The organism is Psychrobacter sp. Rd 27.2, from assembly GCF_001921755.1.
Taxonomy (GTDB): domain Bacteria; phylum Pseudomonadota; class Gammaproteobacteria; order Pseudomonadales; family Moraxellaceae; genus Psychrobacter; species Psychrobacter celer.
The window spans coordinates 1-20,052 of sequence record NZ_MRYB01000006.1 but is presented as its reverse complement, the minus strand read 5'-3'; the positions used below and the strand labels follow the sequence as shown (position 1 = coordinate 20,052).

Annotated in this window: 21 protein-coding genes; 12 read left to right on the top strand and 9 right to left on the bottom strand. The window is 47.9% G+C overall.

All coding sequences use genetic code 11. The annotated features are described in order from the left end of the window. Positions 1–219: 219 nt before the first annotated feature. From BTV99_RS06625 to gspK, 6 genes are all read left to right on the top strand, one after another. Positions 220–1,008, top strand: coding sequence for a TatD family hydrolase (locus tag BTV99_RS06625; RefSeq protein WP_075101591.1), 789 nt, complete (start codon positions 220–222; stop codon positions 1,006–1,008). A gap of 233 nt (positions 1,009–1,241) precedes the next feature. Then, on the top strand, positions 1,242–1,925 hold the full coding sequence (locus BTV99_RS06620) for a TetR/AcrR family transcriptional regulator (protein WP_075101590.1): 684 nt from the start codon (positions 1,242–1,244) through the stop codon (positions 1,923–1,925). A gap of 192 nt (positions 1,926–2,117) precedes the next feature. Then, on the top strand, positions 2,118–2,972 hold the full coding sequence (locus BTV99_RS06615) for a prepilin-type N-terminal cleavage/methylation domain-containing protein (RefSeq protein ID WP_256713742.1): 855 nt from the start codon (positions 2,118–2,120) through the stop codon (positions 2,970–2,972). A 3-nt stretch (positions 2,973–2,975) separates the two neighbouring features. Further along, positions 2,976–3,449: a type II secretion system minor pseudopilin GspI gene (gene gspI / locus BTV99_RS06610; protein WP_075101589.1), complete on the top strand. Its 474-nt coding sequence runs from the start codon at positions 2,976–2,978 to the stop codon at positions 3,447–3,449. Next, positions 3,446–4,246, top strand: a complete 801-nt coding sequence (gspJ, locus tag BTV99_RS06605) for a type II secretion system minor pseudopilin GspJ (RefSeq protein ID WP_075101588.1) — start codon at positions 3,446–3,448, stop codon at positions 4,244–4,246. The genes gspI and gspJ overlap by 4 nt, the downstream gene beginning before the upstream one ends. 38 nt (positions 4,247–4,284) lie before the next feature. Beyond that, positions 4,285–5,313, top strand: a complete 1,029-nt coding sequence (gspK, locus tag BTV99_RS06600; RefSeq protein WP_075101719.1) for a type II secretion system minor pseudopilin GspK — start codon at positions 4,285–4,287, stop codon at positions 5,311–5,313. 12 nt (positions 5,314–5,325) lie between these two features. Here gspK and BTV99_RS06595 read toward each other — a convergent pair whose 3' ends face one another. From BTV99_RS06595 to ychF, 4 genes are all read right to left on the bottom strand, one after another. After that, the gene (locus BTV99_RS06595) at positions 5,326–6,006 is read right to left on the bottom strand and encodes a TetR family transcriptional regulator (RefSeq protein WP_075101587.1); all 681 of its coding nucleotides are present in this window, start codon (positions 6,004–6,006) and stop codon (positions 5,326–5,328) included. A 144-nt stretch (positions 6,007–6,150) separates the two neighbouring features. Beyond that, positions 6,151–7,599 carry a deoxyguanosinetriphosphate triphosphohydrolase gene (locus tag BTV99_RS06590; protein ID WP_172953079.1) on the bottom strand — a complete coding sequence of 483 codons (1,449 nt, stop codon included), beginning with the start codon at positions 7,597–7,599 and terminating at the stop codon, positions 6,151–6,153. 128 nt (positions 7,600–7,727) lie between these two features. Next, entirely contained in the window at positions 7,728–8,327 is a 600-nt protein-coding gene (locus BTV99_RS06585) for a hypothetical protein (RefSeq protein WP_075101585.1), read from the bottom strand. Positions 8,328–8,505: 178 nt separating this feature from the next. Then, positions 8,506–9,597 (bottom strand): redox-regulated ATPase YchF, encoded by a 1,092-nt coding sequence (gene ychF / locus BTV99_RS06580; protein ID WP_075101584.1) that lies wholly within the window; start codon positions 9,595–9,597, stop codon positions 8,506–8,508. Positions 9,598–10,050: 453 nt separating this feature from the next. On the opposite strand from ychF, the gene BTV99_RS06575 reads away from it, so the two are divergent. The 3 genes from BTV99_RS06575 to arfB all read left to right on the top strand — a co-directional run bounded on the left by BTV99_RS06575 (position 10,051) and on the right by arfB (position 12,477). Continuing rightward, positions 10,051–11,298 carry an FAD-binding oxidoreductase gene (locus tag BTV99_RS06575; RefSeq protein WP_075101583.1) on the top strand — a complete coding sequence of 416 codons (1,248 nt, stop codon included), beginning with the start codon at positions 10,051–10,053 and terminating at the stop codon, positions 11,296–11,298. 64 nt (positions 11,299–11,362) lie between these two features. Then, positions 11,363–11,701, top strand: coding sequence for a RidA family protein (locus BTV99_RS06570; protein WP_075101582.1), 339 nt, complete (start codon positions 11,363–11,365; stop codon positions 11,699–11,701). A 362-nt stretch (positions 11,702–12,063) separates the two neighbouring features. Next, positions 12,064–12,477, top strand: coding sequence for an alternative ribosome rescue aminoacyl-tRNA hydrolase ArfB (gene arfB, locus BTV99_RS06565; protein ID WP_075101581.1), 414 nt, complete (start codon positions 12,064–12,066; stop codon positions 12,475–12,477). Positions 12,478–12,539: 62 nt separating this feature from the next. Here arfB and BTV99_RS06560 read toward each other — a convergent pair whose 3' ends face one another. The 4 genes from BTV99_RS06560 to BTV99_RS06545 all read right to left on the bottom strand — a co-directional run bounded on the left by BTV99_RS06560 (position 12,540) and on the right by BTV99_RS06545 (position 16,329). Further along, positions 12,540–13,352 carry an enoyl-CoA hydratase gene (locus tag BTV99_RS06560; protein ID WP_075101580.1) on the bottom strand — a complete coding sequence of 271 codons (813 nt, stop codon included), beginning with the start codon at positions 13,350–13,352 and terminating at the stop codon, positions 12,540–12,542. 131 nt (positions 13,353–13,483) lie between these two features. Next, positions 13,484–13,678 carry a hypothetical protein gene (locus BTV99_RS06555; RefSeq protein ID WP_241900689.1) on the bottom strand — a complete coding sequence of 65 codons (195 nt, stop codon included), beginning with the start codon at positions 13,676–13,678 and terminating at the stop codon, positions 13,484–13,486. Positions 13,679–13,756: 78 nt separating this feature from the next. Continuing rightward, complete coding sequence (locus BTV99_RS06550; protein ID WP_075101579.1) at positions 13,757–14,914, bottom strand: glycerate kinase; 1,158 nt, start codon at positions 14,912–14,914, stop codon at positions 13,757–13,759. Positions 14,915–14,979: 65 nt separating this feature from the next. Beyond that, entirely contained in the window at positions 14,980–16,329 is a 1,350-nt protein-coding gene (locus BTV99_RS06545) for a GntP family permease (protein ID WP_075101578.1), read from the bottom strand. A gap of 281 nt (positions 16,330–16,610) precedes the next feature. Between BTV99_RS06545 and cobT the strand changes: the two genes are divergently transcribed. From cobT to BTV99_RS06530, 3 genes are all read left to right on the top strand, one after another. Beyond that, on the top strand, positions 16,611–17,687 hold the full coding sequence (gene cobT / locus BTV99_RS06540; protein ID WP_075101577.1) for a nicotinate-nucleotide--dimethylbenzimidazole phosphoribosyltransferase: 1,077 nt from the start codon (positions 16,611–16,613) through the stop codon (positions 17,685–17,687). Then, a complete protein-coding gene (cobS, locus tag BTV99_RS06535; RefSeq protein ID WP_083608559.1) occupies positions 17,687–18,634 on the top strand; it encodes an adenosylcobinamide-GDP ribazoletransferase in 948 nt (315 codons plus the stop codon). Before cobT ends, cobS begins: the two co-directional genes overlap by 1 nt. Positions 18,635–18,806: 172 nt before the next feature. Then, complete coding sequence (locus tag BTV99_RS06530) at positions 18,807–19,364, top strand: histidine phosphatase family protein (protein WP_075101576.1); 558 nt, start codon at positions 18,807–18,809, stop codon at positions 19,362–19,364. Positions 19,365–19,516: 152 nt separating this feature from the next. On the opposite strand, the gene BTV99_RS06525 is transcribed toward BTV99_RS06530, so the two are convergent. Beyond that, positions 19,517–19,786 carry a hypothetical protein gene (locus BTV99_RS06525; protein WP_241900688.1) on the bottom strand — a complete coding sequence of 90 codons (270 nt, stop codon included), beginning with the start codon at positions 19,784–19,786 and terminating at the stop codon, positions 19,517–19,519. Positions 19,787–20,052: the final 266 nt, after the last annotated feature.

Sequence of the window (20,052 nt, the reverse complement as noted above, 5' to 3'; positions counted from 1 at the left end):
AGGGCTTATGTGGATGAATGTTAGGCGTGATAGGCCGCTGGTCGCAGCGCTCTATGGGTCTTTATGGATTATGCCTTGAAAACAGTGCAAGTCAGAGCAATAAATAGCACAAAGACGAGGCATTTTATACTGTTAAGGTCATTTTTTAACTGTCATTTCTCAAGTGTCATGTCTTATTTTAAAATTTACCACTTATGTATTTAATTAACGAGAGTGTTTATGTTTACTGATACGCATTGTCATCTAAACCGCCTGGATTTAACCAAATATGATGGTCAACTGTCCGGCGCAATTGACGCGATGAAAGCAGCCAATGTCACGCGCGCGATGGCGATTATGTGTGATTTTGCTGAATATGATGACATCGCTCATATTGTCAGCACTCATAGCGATGAGGTGTTAGAGCTGGGCATGAGTGTCGGCATTCATCCTTGTGAAGATATCACAGTGCTGCAATCCGCGACAACCGAGCGGCTGATACAAACCGCTGATGCTGAGCATGTCTGGGCCATTGGGGAGACGGGACTGGATTACTACTGGTCAACAGAAAATAAAAAAGAGCAGCAAGCAAGTCTTGCTCGTCATATCTATGCCAGCCAGCAGCTCAAAAAACCCTTGGTGGTGCACATGCGCGATGCCAAAAAAGATACACTTGATATCCTAAAAGCAGAAGGCGCTGAGCATGGCATTATTCATTGTTTTACTGAAGATTGGGAGACGGCCAAACGAGCGCTGGATCTAGGATTTTATATCTCGTTTTCAGGCATCGTCAGTTTTAAGAGCGCACAGATGATTCAAGATGCGGCGCGCAAGATGCCCAAAGATAGAATCCTCATCGAAACCGACAGCCCTTATCTGGCTCCTGTCCCCAAGCGCGGCAAACCCAATGAGCCTGCCTATGTGCCGTATGTCGCCCGTTATCTGGCTCAGATGTATGAGTGTGACAGTGAGGAGGTTGGAGCGCTGACAGCAAAAAACTTTGAAAATTTGCTGGCACAGTACTGCTAAAATGGTTATGCTATGACCACTCAGTCATTTGTCGGGTAATATGAGGATTTTGTCTCTTTTTTATTTCTAATATCGAGCGTAATCAGGCAGTTACCCATGACTATTTAGCAAACACGAGCATATTCCCTTTGGCAGTTCTCGAGCAGTCTTCATATAGTTGCATCCGCTTGTTGCCGATACATCCGTATAAACGATGGTTATATGCTTAATCTTGTCAAGTTTTAGGAGAGATTATGAGTCGTCAGCATCAGTTCAAAGCACGAGAAGAGAATATCTTAGCGATGGCAGAGCAACTGTTACTTGAGTCCGGCGATGGTGATATCACTTTGGACAGTTTGGCAGATCAGCTGGATTTGGCCAAAGGCACGTTATATAAGCATTTCTCCAGTAAAGATGAGCTGTATTTGCGTATTATTATTCGTTATGAAGAGCAGTTGTTTGAGATCAACCGTATTGATGACTGCCCATCAGCGGGGGTGGCTCGTATGATTTTGCAGCAACTGTTTAATCCCCAAAAAGCCATGTTGCTCAACCAGATAGAAGAGCGTCTGGCGGCCTCGGTGACAGGTCTTAACCGCTTGTTTGGCGAGCTGTACGACATTCGCCGTCAGCGTATGAAGCGTTTGATCGACATCATCAGCGCGTATCTAAAAGACGAGCACAGTAGTTTGAGCACTCGTGATTATTTGTCGTCGATTTGGGCGATGGGTCAAGGCGGGGCGGGGTTATTAAACTCAAGTTTTTATCAGCGTTATTTGGGTCGCCGCGACACCTTGCGTTATGCTTTTGTGCAGCAAATGCTGGAGTTGCCAAGTCACTATCCAGCTGCTGACGACGACGTGATGGATGAGGACATGCAAGAGTTGGTAGAGCAAATCGATACAGAATCAGAAGAGCACCGTAATACCAATTATTAGCGCGTTTCTTGTGTTTTAGCGGATTTCCCGTGTTCAAAATGATGACGTACATAAGTTAAGAGCACATACCTCAACAGATAAACACAGTGCCCAATGTAGGCAGTCACATCGCTCTGTGCTGTGGCCTCTTGGCAGGCAGCACAGAGAATTTTTGTACTTACCTTAATACAATCATGAGCTTATAGGTGCAATATGCCGGTCACTGTCAAGACTCAGACTCAGACTCGCTCAGCGACCAGCTCTCTAAGATTGATTCAATCAGAATTTAGTCAGTATAAGCGGTATGATAAGGCGTTTATGCCTGATGCTGATGGTCATACACTTCCTTTCATAAAAAACGCCCGTACTTCTTTTGTTCATACATCTGCTTCGGCACACTCGCACTTCATGTCTTCTAACTCTCAAACAGGCTTTACGCTGGTCGAAATCGTGGTAGTGGTGGTCATATTGTCGATATTTGCTGGTATGATGAGCCTATCTGTGGGCAGTAGTGAAGCGCGTAAAAACCGCGCGTTTTATGAGCATCTTACCGACTCACTCAGCTATGTACGGTTATTGTCTGCTGAGCGTATGCAGCCGATGGGTCTTAGTCTGCAGGCCGATAAGCGCGGTCAGGTGACGCCTGTGATTGTGACCTTGTCCAATCCCTATGCCGCGTATCAGGCAGCGAGCATCTCAGCAGATACCAATGATAGTACGCCCAAAAATGCCATGGAGCTGTCGGCAGAGCTGACTACCATGAGCGGTGGTTCTGATGAAGCCTTGCCAACGCCAAGCTGGGAGACTGAGACGGAGGTGACGCTGCCTGAGCTGCCATCTGGTGTTCATATCAGGGTGCAGAGCTTGGCGGCTGTAGAGGTATCAAGCACTCAGCAAGCTCAGACATTGCAGCCTTGGTTTGTCGGTCAAATGGTGCCGCAGGTGGTTTGGTTTGGTACAGGGCAGGCCACGCCGGTGACCATCGAGGTGCTGCATGAGGCGCGGCTGGTGGGTGATGTGATCACGATCATGCCCGACGGTAGTATGATGATTGGACAAGGACAGTAAGTGATGAGCCAACACACCAACGCTTATGATAAAGCTGCCTCATCAGATTTAGAGCAGAGTCAGCGCGGCTTTACGTTGATAGAGGTGATGGTGGCGCTAGCGATTTTGGCCGTGGTTGCTGTTGCAGCCAGCCGCGCCAGTAGCGCTTATTTAAGCTCAGTCGACATACTGCGAACCCGTACACTGGCGCATTTTGTGGCACAAAACGCGGCGGCGGATTTACGTATTCAAGAGACGTGGCTGACGGCCAATCGCACCCAAACGATCAATGCCCAAGGCCGAGATTGGCAGGTGGTCATGACGGTCAATGAGGCGATCACACCTGCGCTAAAAGAAGTAAATATTTCAGTTGCGCCGATAGTAGATGGCCAAGCACGTACGGCTGTGACCGATATCAGTGTGATGCTAAGCAATAGTGAGCAAGACATCGGCAGCCTAGATTTGGCAGGTTTGGCCGCATCAGGCGGTGCGCCATGAGACAGCAGCGCGGCTTTACTTTACTAGAGCTGCTGCTAGCAATGGCGATATTTGCCATGCTAGCAGTCGCAGGGTGGCAAGTGTTTGACAGTGTCAGTAAGTCGCGTGAGCGCGCCCAGCGTCATGCAGATGATTTGGCAGCATTACAATACGCGTATTTGCAGTTGCAACAAGATATGGGGCAAGTCATTGCTTATCAGGCGAGTGAAGCGTCAACGACTGACGGCTTAACCAATAATAGCAGCACAGATCCGCAAGCAACACTTCCGCCGCCTCAGCCGTTTATGAGCGTGGATGGCGAGTCTGTCAGTTTTGTACGATTTGCCGATCCTGATCCACGCTATCAGAGTAGCGCTAGTGTGCAGCGGATCGCCTATGTGTTTGCTAACGATCAGCTAATTCGCCGTCAATATCATAGTATCCATAGTATGAATGGCGAGAGCACAAGCTTAGATAGTGTGCTATTAAAAGGCGTGAGTGCAGGACGCTGGCAGGCTTTAATACCAGAGCCAAGTGATCAATTCCCTAATACAGAGGGGGAGCGCTTGAGCACATCGGCAACTCAAACGAGCCGCGTAGCCAATACTGCTAATACTCAGGCCAAAAGCACTCTTTTGCCAAAAGGTGTGGCGGTGAGCTTTACTTATCAAGACATGCCAATCACGTGGCAATGGGCGCTCGCTCCTAAGTCGCTAGCTGTTGATAGCTTTAAAACAGCAAATACAGTTAATGATGACAACAGTAACAATGATGATAATGGCGGTGCCCAAAACGATGATGCAGGGGGCGGTGTCTAAATGCATCCTTTATTCGATACTAGAGGGCAGTTATGTCGATGACAGCGAACTCACAGCGCGGGGTTGCCTTATTGACGATATTGCTACTGGTGGTCAGCATCACCGTCGTGGCAGGTGCCATGCTGGCCAGTCAAAAGATTGCCATTAGACGCAGTGGGTTGTTGTTTGAGCAAAACCAGCTTTTACAAGACATCCATGCTGGTCAACAGCTGGCCGTGACGCTGATTCGCGCTGATGATGCGCTAAATGAGACGGATAGTGAGCAAGATATCTGGGCGCAGCCGATCCCGCCGTATACCTTGGATGGGCATAGTATCAGCATCGAGGTGCGTGATGAAGCCAGTCGATTTAATATCAATAACTTATATCATGACGGCGCAGTGGATGGCACCGCATTGGCGGTATTTCAGAGGTTGCTGGTACAGTTAAATTTGGCACCAGAGATTGCTATAGCCGTGCTTGACTACCAAGATAGTGACAGCACGGTTTATCAAGATGGCGGTGATGAAGGTGTGGTCTATGGACAGCAATCAAGGGGCGCGTCCAGTACACTGCCCAATCAGCCATTTGTCAGTGTGGAGCAGCTGCAAGATATCGAAAAGGTCAGCGCTGAGGATTTAGCAGCACTACGTCCTTATATTACTGTAGTACCTTATTATTTGCCTATCAATATCAATACTGCCAGACCGGTTTTGCTCGCTGCCCTAACAGAGACGGCTGATCGTCAGCAGATGCAGGCGCTGGTCGATATGCGCGGCCAGCAAGCATTAGCGGCGATTGATGCGCTGTGGCAACTACCAGCGCTTGGTACGGTGAGCGCTGACGAGCGCCGAGCGTTGACTCCGCTGCTTGCTACCGAAAGCCAAGCATTTATGGCGCTGATCACGGCTGCTGATACTGGTGCAGAAAAACAACGCTTTGCCACCATACTGATCAGCAAAACGCCTGCCAATGCCGCAAACAGTAGCGGCGGCAACAACGAGGGCGTCGCGAGTGAGACCGATAAAATCGCTAAGCATATTCAGGTGGTGGCACAGCGCTTGTGGGCCTTTAGACCCAGCTTTTAAGCTGTAGAGCCGCTAATCTTTTAAACGAGTCTCTTCGCTTGATTTCCAGTTGTACGCACCATAAAACAGCATCTGTGCTTGCCGAGTACAGTTATGGAGCATCAGTTGTTTGTTTTTTTCGATTTCGTTTAGATCGATCTCGTCATCATGATCTTCGGTGTAAGTCAGCTCCAACCAATCGATGATCCAAGAAAAAAACATATTGATGCCAGCTTCAGCCAGTAGCCGTCGATCATAAGCATTGATGTGAGTAAAGGCTGGCTGCAACGCTAAGTCATCGGCTAGGTTTTGCGTGTGATTTTTGACCAGATCGCTGATGGCTTTGCGCACCGCATCAGAGCCGCCATAGCGCTCACTGACCAAAAACTGCCAATAGTACGGCTGATCGCTGACCATATACAAAAACAGCTGGATACTTTTGGCGATTTGCCGATCAAAACTGCGCTTACGGCCAATCTGCAGGCTATCACTCAGTATAGCGAGTGTACTGCCAAGCTCCTCAATCACTAAGGCGCGACCAAGCGATTCCATATCGTCAAAATGCCGATAAAATGCCGTCGGAACCACGCCCACCTCGCGGGTGACCTGCCGAAGACTAATAGAGCTAAAGGCTTGACCAGTCATACATAAATCGAGCACCGCATTAAAAAAAGCGTGCCGAGTTTGAAGTTTTTTTTGTTCGCGACTACTCATAGTATTTCAAAAATTATCCAGTAAAGGGTTATCATACGCATTTTAGCGCACAAATACGACCAAAATACGCAACGACTGTTAACTCAATAGTCGCCATATCGCACCCATTCATTTTTTTATCGCGGTTTTTCAAACGGACACGGTTTATACCATCGTCCCCCAATGCCCCTGTAACTCTTGCGCCAGTCGATAGGCTTCATGATCGTTCATACCCGTAATAAAATCTAGAATGCTTAAAATATTATGATAGACATTGTCTGATAACGTACGGCGCTGCTCATCTAAGTGCGGCTGTAGCAGCTTTAGCAAACGCTCCTGCTCAAAAGACATAGGCTGCGCGGCGCTTATGATCGTACTCCCCGTCCACGCCAGCGGCATAAAGGCATCTAAAAGACGATGCAGGCATTGATTGGCCATCAGCTCCATACGTACTTTACTTGGATGGTTAAATATCTGCTCACGCGCCAGCTGCTTGGCTTGATGGATGCCGCTTTGTACGCTGGTATCACAGTGGGCAAACAGGCTGCCGCTAAGGGTTCCCGCCAGTAATGCGTCATCATTGGCAACAAAAGCATCCGTCACGGTATTGACCAAGCGCATCATCGCCCGCGCGCGCAGTGATGCCAGACTTTGTCTGACAGACATATGAGCAGGTAACTCGATGGTACAAGGTCGCTCACCGATCAGCTCATAAAATATCGCCGCCACATCTTGATAAGTCAGCATATTTAGATTGATGCCGTCTTCTAAATCAATCAATGCGTAACAAATATCATCCGCCGCCTCTAATAGATATGCCAGTGGATGACGGGCAAAACCGTCATGCTGCTTGGAGCGCGGCAGATTTAAACACGATGCTAAGGTTTCTAGCTGCGCCGCTTCACTATAAAAGCAGCCAAATTTTTGTACTTTTTTGGCTTGCGATGGACGGGCTTGTAAGGTGGCAGCAGGGCGCTGCGGGTAGGTAAGGTGTGAGCTGTCATTGCTGTGGGTGGCCAGCCAAGGATATTTCATAAAAGCGCCCAAGGTTGCGCAAGTCAAACGCATGCCGCCTTTATCAGGATGATGCTCGTTACGTGCGAGCAAACGAAACCCTTGCGCGTTACCTTCGTAGGCCAATAAATCCAACTGCTCAGATGGGGATAAATGCTGCAAAACCGCCTGCCGCTCAGGATGGGCAAACCAGTCGCGAATGGCGTACTCACCTGCGTGCCCAAATGGCGGGTTGCCGATATCATGGGCCAGACACGCTGCTTGTACGATGACCCCGACATCAGCAGGCGAAACCCCAGTGGGCAGACCGTGGGACAGCTTATCATGGAGCTTTTCTGCTGCCATCATACCCAAAGAGCGCCCGATACAAGAGACTTCAAGAGAGTGGGTCAGACGGGTATGAATACCCAGCTGATTGGTCAAAGGATGTACTTGGGTCTTTTGATTGAGCTGACGAAAAGAGTGCGAAAATACCAGCCTGTCATAATCTTTATGAAACTGAGAGCGAGTGCTGGTATTGGCATTGTGTTTTTTATGAGCGCCGAGGCGCTGAGCGTTTAGAAGATGAGACCATTGGGTGGTGGCAGACGACAAAGACATAGAGGTGCCTAGCATATAAAAATATCCAAAACCAAGGGAGCCTCTAGCATAGCAAAAATAGCATCCTTGGCACAGCTGCTACTTAGTACCGCTTTCGTATTTCATACCACCGCTCAGCGTGATGATTGCTAGGCTGTATGGCAGTTAAAAAGTATCTGCTCATCGCTGATGGCGACCTCATCATCTAAGGTTTTGTTCAGTAGTATCGCCTCATCACCACTGACTTGCCAGATGATGCCGTGGCGGTCATCAAGACCGATATCGCTCATATAGGTTTGTTGGTCATTGCTCTCAGCGCTAGCGGTCAAGTCGTATTCGATACCATCGATGAGCAAATGCGCTGTCTGCGGTGTACTGTCGCTATGATAAGAAACGCCAATAGTAGCAGTAGGCTCACAAGAGAAAGGAGTGCTGTTGCTGGTATGAGCTGCATGATCGTGTCCTGCGTGCGCATGTTCATCGTGAATATGACTCTCATGACTGTGATCTTCATGATTATTAGGCCCTTCATGACCGTGTTCCATATCGCTATGCTCTTCGTAGCCGTGCTCTTCATGCTCTTTATTGTCATGAATTTCATGACCTTGTTCATGATCGACGTGATTATCTACTGGTGCTTCTTTAGATACCGCTGTATCGGTATCGTTGTTTGGCTGACAGCCCAATAGAGAGCCTGCCATTGTATCGGTATCGTTGTTTGGCTGACAGCCCAATAGAGAGCCTGCCATCACACTTCCTAATATAGTAATACCTGCAAGGCTAGAAAAATAATTATTCACAGTATGAACCCTAAAATAAGTAAATAAAGATATGTTATAATATAACAATGTAGCGATAAAATAAAGCCGATGATGGAGAATATCCAACATCGGCTAATTAACTTTAAACAAGCTATACTATTTAGAGTTACACGTTAAATCTAAAGTGCATCACATCGCCGTCTTGGACGATATAGGTCTTGCCTTCTAGGCGAGATTTGCCAGCGGCTGCAGCGCCTTTTTCGCCGTTATACTCGATAAAGTCATCATAAGCGATGACCTCAGCACGAATAAAGCCGCGCTCAAAATCGGTATGGATAACACCAGCAGCTTGCGGTGCAGTAGCGCCGATAGCGACCGTCCATGCGCGCACTTCTTTGACCCCAGCAGTAAAGTAAGTCTGCATATCAAGTAAGTCGTAACCTGCACGAATCACTTGATCAAGACCAGCTTCTTCCATGCCCATGTCTTCTAAAAAGTCTTTTTTGTCGTCTTCGTCGAGCTGCGCGATTTCAGATTCGATTTGGTTGCACAAAGCGATAACGATCGAGTCTTCGCCTGTGGCGTAGTCGCGCACCGCATCAAGATAAGGGTTGTTTTCAAAACCATCCTCGCTCACGTTGGCGATATACATGGTCGGTTTCAAAGTGATCAAACCATAGCTGCGGATCAGTTTTTGCTCATCTTTATCCAGACCTGCTGCGCGTGCTGCTTTGCCTTCAGCCAATAAAGGTTCGATTTTTTTGAATACCTCAAGCATGGCCTGCGCGTCTTTATCACCGCCTTTGGCTTTTTTGCTTTGGTTTTGAATAGCGCGCTCGACTGCTTCTAAGTCTGCGAGCGCCAGCTCTGTATTGATGGTTTCGATGTCATCGATAGGGCTGACGCGGCCGTCGACGTGGACGACGTTGTCATCGTCAAAACAGCGTACCACATGTGCAATCGCGTCGGTCTCACGGATATTGGCCAAAAACTGGTTACCCATGCCTTCACCTTTGGATGCGCCTGCGACCAAACCTGCGATATCGACAAACTCCATGGTCGTAGGTAGCACGCGCTCAGGATTGACAATATCGGCCAGTTTTTTGAGACGAGGATCTGGTACAGGCACGATGCCGGTATTGGGGTCTTTGGTACAAAACGGAAAGTTTTCAGCAGCGATGCCCGCTTTGGTCAACGCATTAAATAAGGTGGATTTGCCCACGTTTGGTAGGCCGACGATGCCGCAATTAAAACCCATAATGGTCTCTCGATAGTATTATAAAATAAGGTCGGCCGATGCTCGATGAAAGCGCCAGCCAAAATTGGGCATATTGTAGCAAATTTTCCGAGGATAAGGGTGAGGTTGTTGCGGTGTATTTGGACTCAAATATCTATCGCAAGACTGGTCTCAGTACTGACATCAAAATACACATATGACGATGCCCTTGTTATGGGCGCTCTTATGAGCTATCGCCACGTGTGATTTGCGCGCAGGTGCGCCATTAATATCAGGCGAGTGGGGCGCTTGCGGGCTTTATGTTTGATAAAATAGCCTGTTATTCCTGAAAAAAATACCTTTATTAAAAACGTATAACCAAAAGTATTTTTCGGCGAAAAAATCCGTTAAATATGGGTTTATTAATTATCAGGTTCGCGTTATTATCACCCCCTGATATGCAAGACTCTACTACCTGTTAGGAAAGGATATTCTATGCGCTATGAGGTTATTGTTATTGGTGCTGGCATGGTTGGCACCTCAATTGCGTGGCATCTACAAAAAAATAATTCGCAAGTACTGTTACTAGATAAAAAACTCCCAGGGTCAGAGACCTCTTATGGAAATGCTGGCTTGATCCAGCGTGAAGCCATCCATACTCATCCTTTCCCGCGTCAGCTGACAGAGATGATTCGCGTACTGCCCAACCAAGGTACTGATATTCGTTATCGGATACCGGCTCTTTTGCGTTATCATCAAGCCTTGCTGCAATACTGGAAGTACTCGGCGCCAGCCACGGTTAAAAAAATCGAAGCTGAATGGCAGACGCTGATTGCGCATTGTACCAGCGAGCATCAAACCATGATTTCGGCATCTGGTGCCGATGAGCTGATCACGCGTGATGGATGGTTGCAGCTGCATCGCTCTGAAGACACCTTTAAAGAGGCAATCGAATCAGCCATTGCGGCTCGCGAGCAGGGCGTCGAGCACAACGTACTGAGTCTTGCAGAGTTGAAAGCGATGGAGCCGAGTGCCAACTTTGATGGGTTTGTGGGCGCGATTCATTGGCTCAACTCGTGGCAAGTTTCAAACCCAAGCGCCTTGGTCAAAGCTTACGCCAAAAACTTCGAAGAGATGCAAGGGACGATCAAAGAAAGTGACGTAAAAGAAATCGTCAAAGAAGGTGAAGGCTGGAAAATCATCACGGATAAAGAGACCTACTATAGTGATAAGCTGGTCATCGCTGCCGGCCCTTGGTCAAACGACTTGATCAAACCACTGGGTTATAACCTGCCGTTGTTCCCGATGCGCGGCTACCATCAGCACTTTAAAGTGACGGACAAAAACACCATCCATCACAGTATGTTTGATATGGACAAAGGCTTTGTCATGGGACCGATGCAGCAAGGTATTCGCATCACCACCGGTGCTGAGATGACCACCATGAACGCGCCAAAAAACTTCGGCCAATTACAGACCGTCCTAAAATTCGCGCGCAAAATTCTACCGCTAGATGACGCTGTCGAGAGCGAAGCGTGGGCAGGCTCGCGTCCTTGTATGCCAGATATGAAGCCGGTCATTGGTCCTGCACCTAAGCATGACAAGCTCTGGTTTGCCTTTGGTCATAGCCATCAAGGCTTTACTTTGGGGCCGATGACAGGACGCATCGTAGAAGAGATGATTCATGATAAGCCGCTATTGGTCGATATCACCCCATTTAGCGCTCAGCGTTTTTCTCGCTAGGCGCTAGAGCTACTTACCGGACAAATGCAACTTAACTTTCGTTAGATATTAAGGATAAAATACGATGAAAAAGCTACACAGCAATCAGCGTATGAGTAAAATCGTGGTACACAACCAGACCGTTTATCTGTGCGGTCAGGTGGGCAACGCAGAAGACGACATTAAAGCTCAAACCCTCACTTGCCTAGAAAAAATCCAAGCATTGCTCGAAGAGGTTGGTAGCGATAAATCAAAGCTACTCTCTGTGACCGTTTGGATTAAAGACATGGCAGACTTTGCTGCGATGAATGAAGTATGGGATAAGTGGTTTGAAGGCATACAGCCACCAGCGCGTGCTTGCGGCGAGTCTGCACTGGCGCGTCCTGAGCTACTCGTCGAGATGATTGCCACTGCCGCAGAGTAGCTTAGCGTTGCTACGAGCGGAGCGCTGCTATTATAGTGAGTTCAATATAAAAACGATACAGTGGTACTGGGATAAATTTTACGCAGCATCGAGCAGCGCAGGCACAGCACGCAAGGAAAATTTATACCAGTTCCACGTTGACATATAATGTATCTGTTTTATTTAGAATTGACTATAGTATGCAGTCAGAGCCAAACAAAAAGGACATGATAGCGATATCGTGTCCTTTTTTATTGGTATTCTTTATTGGTATTGTCCTTTGGCTTCTTGCTGTTAGCTTTTTTGTCATTACTCTACTGCGGTTTATAAATGCCAAGTTAAGCCCCATATCATAAAAACCATATACAACAAAAAAGAGTCTTATGATTTTTATCAGTCATACCATGCGTCTGAGCGATAGCGACGTGGAGATGCATGCCATTCGTGCGCAAGGGGCAGGCGGACAAAACGTCAATAAAGTCGCCTCGGCCATTCACCTACGCTTTGATATCAATGCCTCAAGCTTAAGCGAGGAGCACAAACAGCGTTTATTAAACAGTAAAGATAGCCGTGTCACCAAAGATGGTATCTTTGTATTAAAAGCGCAGCAGTACCGTACGCAGGAGCGCAATAAGATAGATGCGCTTGAGCGCCTCAAAGCCTTTATTTTGCAATCCACGAAAACGCTGCCGACACGTAAACCAACCAAACCCAGCAAAAGTGCTAAGCGTAAACGAGTCGATCAAAAGACGCAGCGCGGCAAAATAAAAGCGTTACGCGGCAAGGTGGATTTTTAATCACATGTTTAATCATGCTTTTCAATCACATTATGGTGGCCAGTCACACTGGCGCGTGAGTCTTATCGTCCCGTCCATACAGCATCGCGCTTTTCGATAAACGCATCAATGCCCTCACGCACGTCATCTGCCATCATATTGCAGCTCATCACTTTGCCTGCATAGTCATAGGCGTCTGCCAAGTCCATCTCCAACTGCTGATAAAACATATCCTTGCCAGTTTTGAGCGCGACAGAGGATTTGGCAGTGATGCTATCGATTAAAGTGTGTAGGCTGGCCGCCAACTGATCCGCTGGCGCGACACGGTTAATAAGCCCTTGCTGCAAGGCGGTACGGGCATCGATAAATTCACCAGTGATGAGCATCTCAAACGCTTGCTTGCGAGAGAGGTTGCGACTGACAGCGACAGCCGGCGTCGAGCAAAACAGCCCGACATTGATGCCAGAGGTGGCAAACTTGGCTTCATCAGCCGCCACGGCGAGATCGCAAGCGGCGACCAGCTGACAGCCTGCGGCAGTGGCGATGCCCTGTACTTTGGCAATCACGACTTGCGGCATCTGGTTGATGGTCAGCATCATCTGGCTGCATTGTTTAAATAATGCGCTGTGAAATGCTTCATCCGAGTGGGCGCGCATCTCTTTTAGATTGTGACCTGCACAAAATGCCTTGCCAGCCGCCGCGATGACGACCACACGGATATTGCTGTCTTGGGCGATATTGTCCAGCTCTGTCTGCATGGCGGTGAGCATATCGCTTGATAGCGCATTGAATTGTTTGGGGCGATTGAGAGTAAGCGTGACGACGCCGTTTGCCTCTTTATGGTTTTCTCTGATAACGAACGGATCATTGGTTTCAGGCGTATGGGTGTTGTACATTTATCTTCCTTGATAATGGGACATAAACCCAAATGATAGCATGGCTTATCAGTGATATAACAGCTGGCTTGTGATAAAAATAGCGTACCTAAATCATGAGTACGCTATGTATGAGGCAATAAATCTGCGGCCTAGTATGCACCCTCGCTATATATCAGCTCATAGCTGTGGCTATATATCTCAACGATATTGCCAAACGGGTCTTCCATATAAATCATACGATAAGGCTTTTGGTTAGGGTAGTAATAGCGCGGTTTTTCCATACGCTTTTTGCCGCCAGCGGCGACGATGCGCTCGGCCAGATCTTCTACGTTTGGGTCTTGCACACCAATTGCCATCGAAGCAGTAAAAAGCTGGCTAACCTAAGAAAGGCACGTTATTTTGTTTTTCCTATTATTTAATGATCAGGGCAGTGGCATTATATCTTGCTCGAGAGATTGCCCAAGTTTAATAGCCGCTGCAATATTGCTCGCAGTGGTCTCAATATTGTCATAAGCGCTGCCTAATACCTTATCTAGGCTATCTAGTTTTTGGATACTGGGCATGACAATGTCAAAGTGACTGGCTTGATCCGCGGTCAGTCCATCCACGCTACCACAAATGGCAATCACAGGTTTGCCGCCAGCTTTGGCAAGTTGGCTGATACCACCTGCGACTTTGCCCATGGCGCTTTGGGCATCGAGCCTACCTTCACCAGTAATCACCAAGTCAGCGTTTGCAATGTGTGCTGGTAAGCTGACCGCCTCGGCCACGGTATCAAACCCTGACTTTAGGCGAGCGCCGCAAAAGCTCATCAAGGCAAAGCCAAGACCGCCTGCAGCGCCAGCACCCGCAATGTCTTGACAGTTTTGATAGCCATGCTGTTCAGATACCTCTCCAAAATGACTTAGTGCCTTATCTAGTAGCGCCACTTGCTCAGGACTGGCGCCTTTTTGTGGCCCAAAGATAGCACTGGCGCCCGATGCTCCGCATAACGGATTGGTCACATCGCAGGCCACTTCAAAGGTGGTATCTTGCAGTTTTGGATGTAATTGTGAGCTATCTAGCTGTGACAGATGAGCAAGCGCACTACCGCCTTGTACCAAAGGCATGCCATCATGATCATAAAACGTAATACCCAGCGCCATTAGCATACCGAGTCCGGCGTCGTTGGTAGCACTACCGCCTAGACCAATAATGATGCGCTTGACGCCTTCATCCAACGCATCGGCGATCAGCTCACCCACTCCGTAAGTGCTTGTGACTAGCGGGTTGCGCTCATCCGTCGTCAATAAATGCAGACCGCAGGCGTGTGCAATCTCAATCACGGCCGTCTCGTTTTCTAGTAATAGATACTTGGCGGTGATGGGGCGCATAAGTGGATCGTTGACCGTCACTTCTTTCCAGCGTCCGCCCCGTACATAAGAGAGCACCGCAGAGGTGCCTTCGCCGCCATCAGCCATAGGCAGCAGCGTATAGTCGGCATTGGGAAACACCTGACTAAAACCAGACTGAATAGCGCGGCACACATCCAGCGCTTCTAAGCTTTCTTTAAATGAGTCGGGGGCGATCAGAATATTCATGTATGTCTCTTTGTTTGTCTTATATTTTTTGCTTATATGGTCGATTCAATTTTATAAACCAGCAATTAAATAAATACCAAGGTCAACAGCCAGATAAAGAGGATACTGGTCACCCCTTGAATGCCAGTCGCCATGGAGTGCGCTTTGTACGCTTGCGCGACACTCATACGGCTAAACTGGCTGACAATCCAAAAGAAGCTGTCGTTGGCATGCGAGATTGTCATGGCACCGGCGCCAATCGCCATCACACAAAACACGCGACCAAGCTCGCTGTCGAGACCAATTTGATCCAATAACGGTGCAACCATCGCTGAGGTGGTGACCAGCGCGACAGTGGTCGAGCCTTGCGCGGTTTTTAGCGCAGCCGAGACAATAAATGGCATAAAAATACCCAGCCCCAATGCCGACAGTGTGGTGCCTAAATAGTCGCCTATTGGCGTGATCTTTAGCATAGCGCCAAACGCACCGCCTGCGCCAGTGATGAGCAAGATAGGTGCTGCCACCACGAGGCCTTGCGAGATGCTATCGCTAATCTCCTGCGTTTTTTGTTCAGTGTTGATCAGTAAAAACGATAAAAACAGCCCAATAAGCAGCGCCGTCAAAGGATTGCCAATAAAGATGAGGATGTCTGCCAGCGTGCCGCTACCGAAAGGCGCGCTTGGAAAGTTGGCAATAGAAGATAAGCAAATCAAGACGATAGGCACGATAATCGGCAAAAACGCCATCGTGGCAGACGGCATACTGCCATAATCATCGCGTGTTTTGATATTGTCAGGCATTGTCGCTGCGGGTGCACTTGTATTATCAGGCATGACATTCAAAAAACGATTGGACCACCACCAGCCTGCCAATACCGCAACCGCTGTCACTACCACGCCGACCATAATAACCAAACCTAGATTGGACTCTAAGCCCAAGTTACCCGCTGCAGCGATGGGCCCTGGGGTTGGCGGCACAAAGGTATGAGTGGCGTATAGACCAGTTGCTAAAGCAATACTCATCGCCACGCTAGATACTTTTAAGCGCTCGGCCAAAGACTCTTTTAAAGAGTTTAAAATAATATAGCCTGAGTCACAAAATACAGGAATTGAGACGACGGCACCGACGATAGACATGGTCAAAGTCGGGAAGCGTGGCCCCAAAACCTTGATGACAGACTCCGCCATCACAATGGCAGCGCCGGTCTTTTCTAGGATAAGCCCGATGATAGTACCAAAAACAATGACCAGACCAATATAGCCTAAGATACCACCGAAGCCATCAGAGATAGTCTTGGCGACGGTGTTGAGCGGTACTTGATAAAATAGCGCGACCAAAAAGGCAGATAGGATCAGCACTAAAAAAGGATGCCATTTTAGCTTTGCGGTGGCAAAAATAATAAAAAGAATGGTCAGCACAAGCCAAAATACAATCATTACTGTCTCTACATAATAGGGTGGATATCATCACTGCTTGTGTCATTGGTTATGCTGGTGTCAGTGCCCATACGCTTATCAGCAAGCATCTGCCATCAAGCAAAGCCATCATAGAACAACAGCAGTCATGATATGAGTTTTTAAAGGCGCATATTCTATAGCAAATACAGGCAGCGAGGAAATTTATTTAGCATAGTAGTCGGTGTCGACTGCCTTTGGTTATGCCAAAAACTCCATACTCTGCTAGTATGTACTCTTTGTTTAATAGCATCGACATTAGGATGACTGCCTTGACTCTCTTGCCCACCTTTACCGCCCCCACCATTGCCACGATAGAAAACAACGAGCTACGCCAGCATCTACAGCAAATCATCGACCTCAAGACCAAACCACGTGGCGCGCTGGGTCGTTTAGAGTCGCTGGCGCTGCAAATCGGCATGATTCAAGGGACGACGAGGCCGCAAATTTATCAGCCGCAAATTCGAGTATTTGCCGCCGATCACGGTTTGACCAAACATGGCACCTCAGCCTATCCAAGTGCTGTCACCGCGCAAATGGTTTATAACTTCTTGCAAGGTGGTGCTGCTATCAATGTGTTTGCCCGCCAACATAATATCGAGCTAAAGGTCGTCGATGCGGGAGTGGATGCAGACTTTGCCAATTCTCCTTTTAAAGACCATCCGCAGCTGCTCGATTATAAAGTTCGATACGGTAGCCGAGATGCCATGAGCGAGCCTGCCATGAGCGAAGCGGAGTGCATCGCTGCCCTAAGCAGTGGTATGGAAGTGGCTAAAGGCTTGGCAGGTAATTTGCTCATCGTCGGTGAGATGGGGATTGGCAATACGTCGGCGGCGAGTTTATTACTGGCACGCTTGGGTGAGATGTCGATTGCCGATTGTATCGGCCGCGGTACGGGACTTGACGATGCGGGACTACAGCATAAGACAACAGTTTTGACCCAAGTATTGCAGCGGCATAAAAACGCACAGACGCCATTAGAAGTGCTGGCGGCATTAGGCGGGCTTGAGATCGCCATGATGGCAGGGGCGCTGATTCAGGCCGCCAGTGAGCGCCGTATTTTATTAATTGATGGTTTTATTGCCAGTAGTGCATTATTGGCTGCCGATCATCTAGCGCCAGGTGTCGCGCAGTATGCCATCTTTGCTCATCACTCAGTCGAGCCAGGACATGCGCATTTATTAAAATTACTTAATGCTGAGCCATTACTCGATATGGGTATGCGTCTGGGCGAGGGTAGCGGGGCTGCGCTTGCTTATCCACTATTGCTGTCCGCGTGCAGCTTTATAAACGAGATGGCAAGCTTTAGTGATGCTGGCATCAGTGAGCAAAACAGCTAATGTCAAAGTTGCTGAACGAGCCACCAAACCAATTGCCAAACCAGCCAAAAGGTCAGTCAACGGAGCAACCAACACGGCAGTCAGAAAACGCGCCTTTAGATCGATCAGCGCCGCCACAGCAGTCTGTCGCAACGCCACGCATTGGTCAATGTATCAAACAAGAAGGCATACTGTTACTGGTTGCGGTGCAGTTTTTGACGCGCCTGCCGGTGCCCGCGTTTAAAACCTACGATCCGCAGTGGTTACACCAGAGTAGTCGTCATTTTCCTGGGGTAGGTCTGCTGGTTGGGCTACTTTGCGCGAGCGTATTTTGGCTAGGCAGTCTTTTATTTACGCCTTTGGTGGCGGCAGTGATAAGTACGGTCTTTGGAGTTAGGCTGACTGGCGCTTTTCACGAAGACGGTCTTGCCGATAGCTGTGATGGACTGGGCGGTGGTCTGACTCGTGAGCGCACGCTGACGATTATGAAAGACTCACGTTTGGGCACTTATGGCGTGTTAGGGTTAGTCTCTGCGCTATTGATTAAGATTTCTTTACTGGCGTCCATGCCGTTATCGGTGGCTATCGTGGCGCTAATTATGGCTCATACCGCGTCGCGCTTATTATGTATCAGTTTGCTTGCGCTATTGCCGTATGGCGGCGAGGTCGAGCATGCCAAGGCCAAACCAATGGCGCAGCAGTTGACACCGCTACAAGCGCTGTTTAGTAGTGGTTGGCTATTGGTGGCAGGCGCGCTCGTTGTCTACTTGTTTCCGAGCACTGTACAGCAGATCGGTCTGAGCCAGTGGATAGTAGCGCTGATATTGGCGCTGCTGGCGACAGACTATATGCGCCGCTTATTACTTAGGCGGTTAGATGGCTATACGGGTGATGGGCTAGGGGCGACGCAGCAGGTAAGTGAAATCGCCATATATGCGGGGCTGGCTGCTTCTATACCTTTTGTCTGAAGTATATAGTCAGTCCTACATGAAAGAGTACAAGTATTATGACGCGCTACTGGTATAAATTTTCCTTGCTTGCTGTGCCTACGCAGACAGATGCTACGAAAAATTCATCTCAGTAGCACTGTGTTTATTTTATGGTGAATTGACTATAAAAAAACAGGAGGCAAATTCATCAATGACGCTTTATATTTGGCGGCATCCAAAACCTATGGACACTGACGGGCGCTGCATCGGCCAGAGTGATGTGGCCGTCGATAAGCGCAAATTAAAACGTCTGGCGCATCGTGTCGAGCGTTTTGTGCGGCAGCATCAACTGCCAAAGGTGATCTGGGTAAGCCCATTACAGCGCTCACTCAAAGTCGGGCAGATATTGGCGCAGCGCGGTTTTGCCTGTCATGTCGCCCTTGAGCTTGCTGAGATTAATTTTGGTCAATGGGACGGTCAAGATTGGGCGCAAATCGCCAAGCAAGAGATCGATGACTGGTGTGCTGATTTTACTCACTTTGCACCCGATGGTGGTGAGAGTTTGCAGCAGCTATTTGAGCGTGTTGAAGGCTGGTTGCATAAGGTTTTGGCTAAACAAAACAACCCCCGAATACTAGCCATTGGTCATGCGGGCTGGATAACTGCTGCAAAAACACTCGCCGCTGGGCAGGATGTACCGAAGATAGCAGCAGATTGGCCAGCTTCAGTGGCGTACGGAGAGCGCCAAGACTTGTCTTTTCTTTTTTGAGCGTATTTTTAATGCCAGCTTCCATAATAATCCAATTAAAAAAAAGCCCTAATAACATGCTCTAATAAAAAGGCTCATAGTAAAAAACTGGCCATGTGTAATGACCAGTGTATTTTATCTTCTGCAGCGATGGACAAGGGCTTTTGCATCATTTAAGCAATCTTATCAAACCATGCTTTGTTATTATCAGGCGTCATAGAATCAAAGCTGACATAAATACCTTTTTCATCTAGTGTGGCATACCAGTGATCCTCATTACTGCCAGTTAACAGTTGAAAATACTTATTATTTACAATTCTACCGACAGTGTAAACCTCACCTTCTGCATAAAACTTATTACCTTGGATACATAACAATTTATCATTGGTATTTATCACACGACTGTCTAATGTTTTATCGTTCAACGTATCGTTATTTGGCATACTATTCGTCGTACCCTATCAACAAATGAGAGGGCGATAGCATAACAGTCAGATAATTAAATATATAGAGGGTTTTATAGAGGTTATATTGTCATTAAGTATAAGATATTTAAAGGTTTATTGCAGATAGTTGCTAGAGTATATCATCAGGTAGCAACAAATAGATCAAACGAGATTAGCAGCGATCAGTGTCTCGTCCTAAAATAGATTGATAGTTTTTTTGCTAAGTCAGATACCTTATGTATCTGGCTTTTTTACATTAAGCA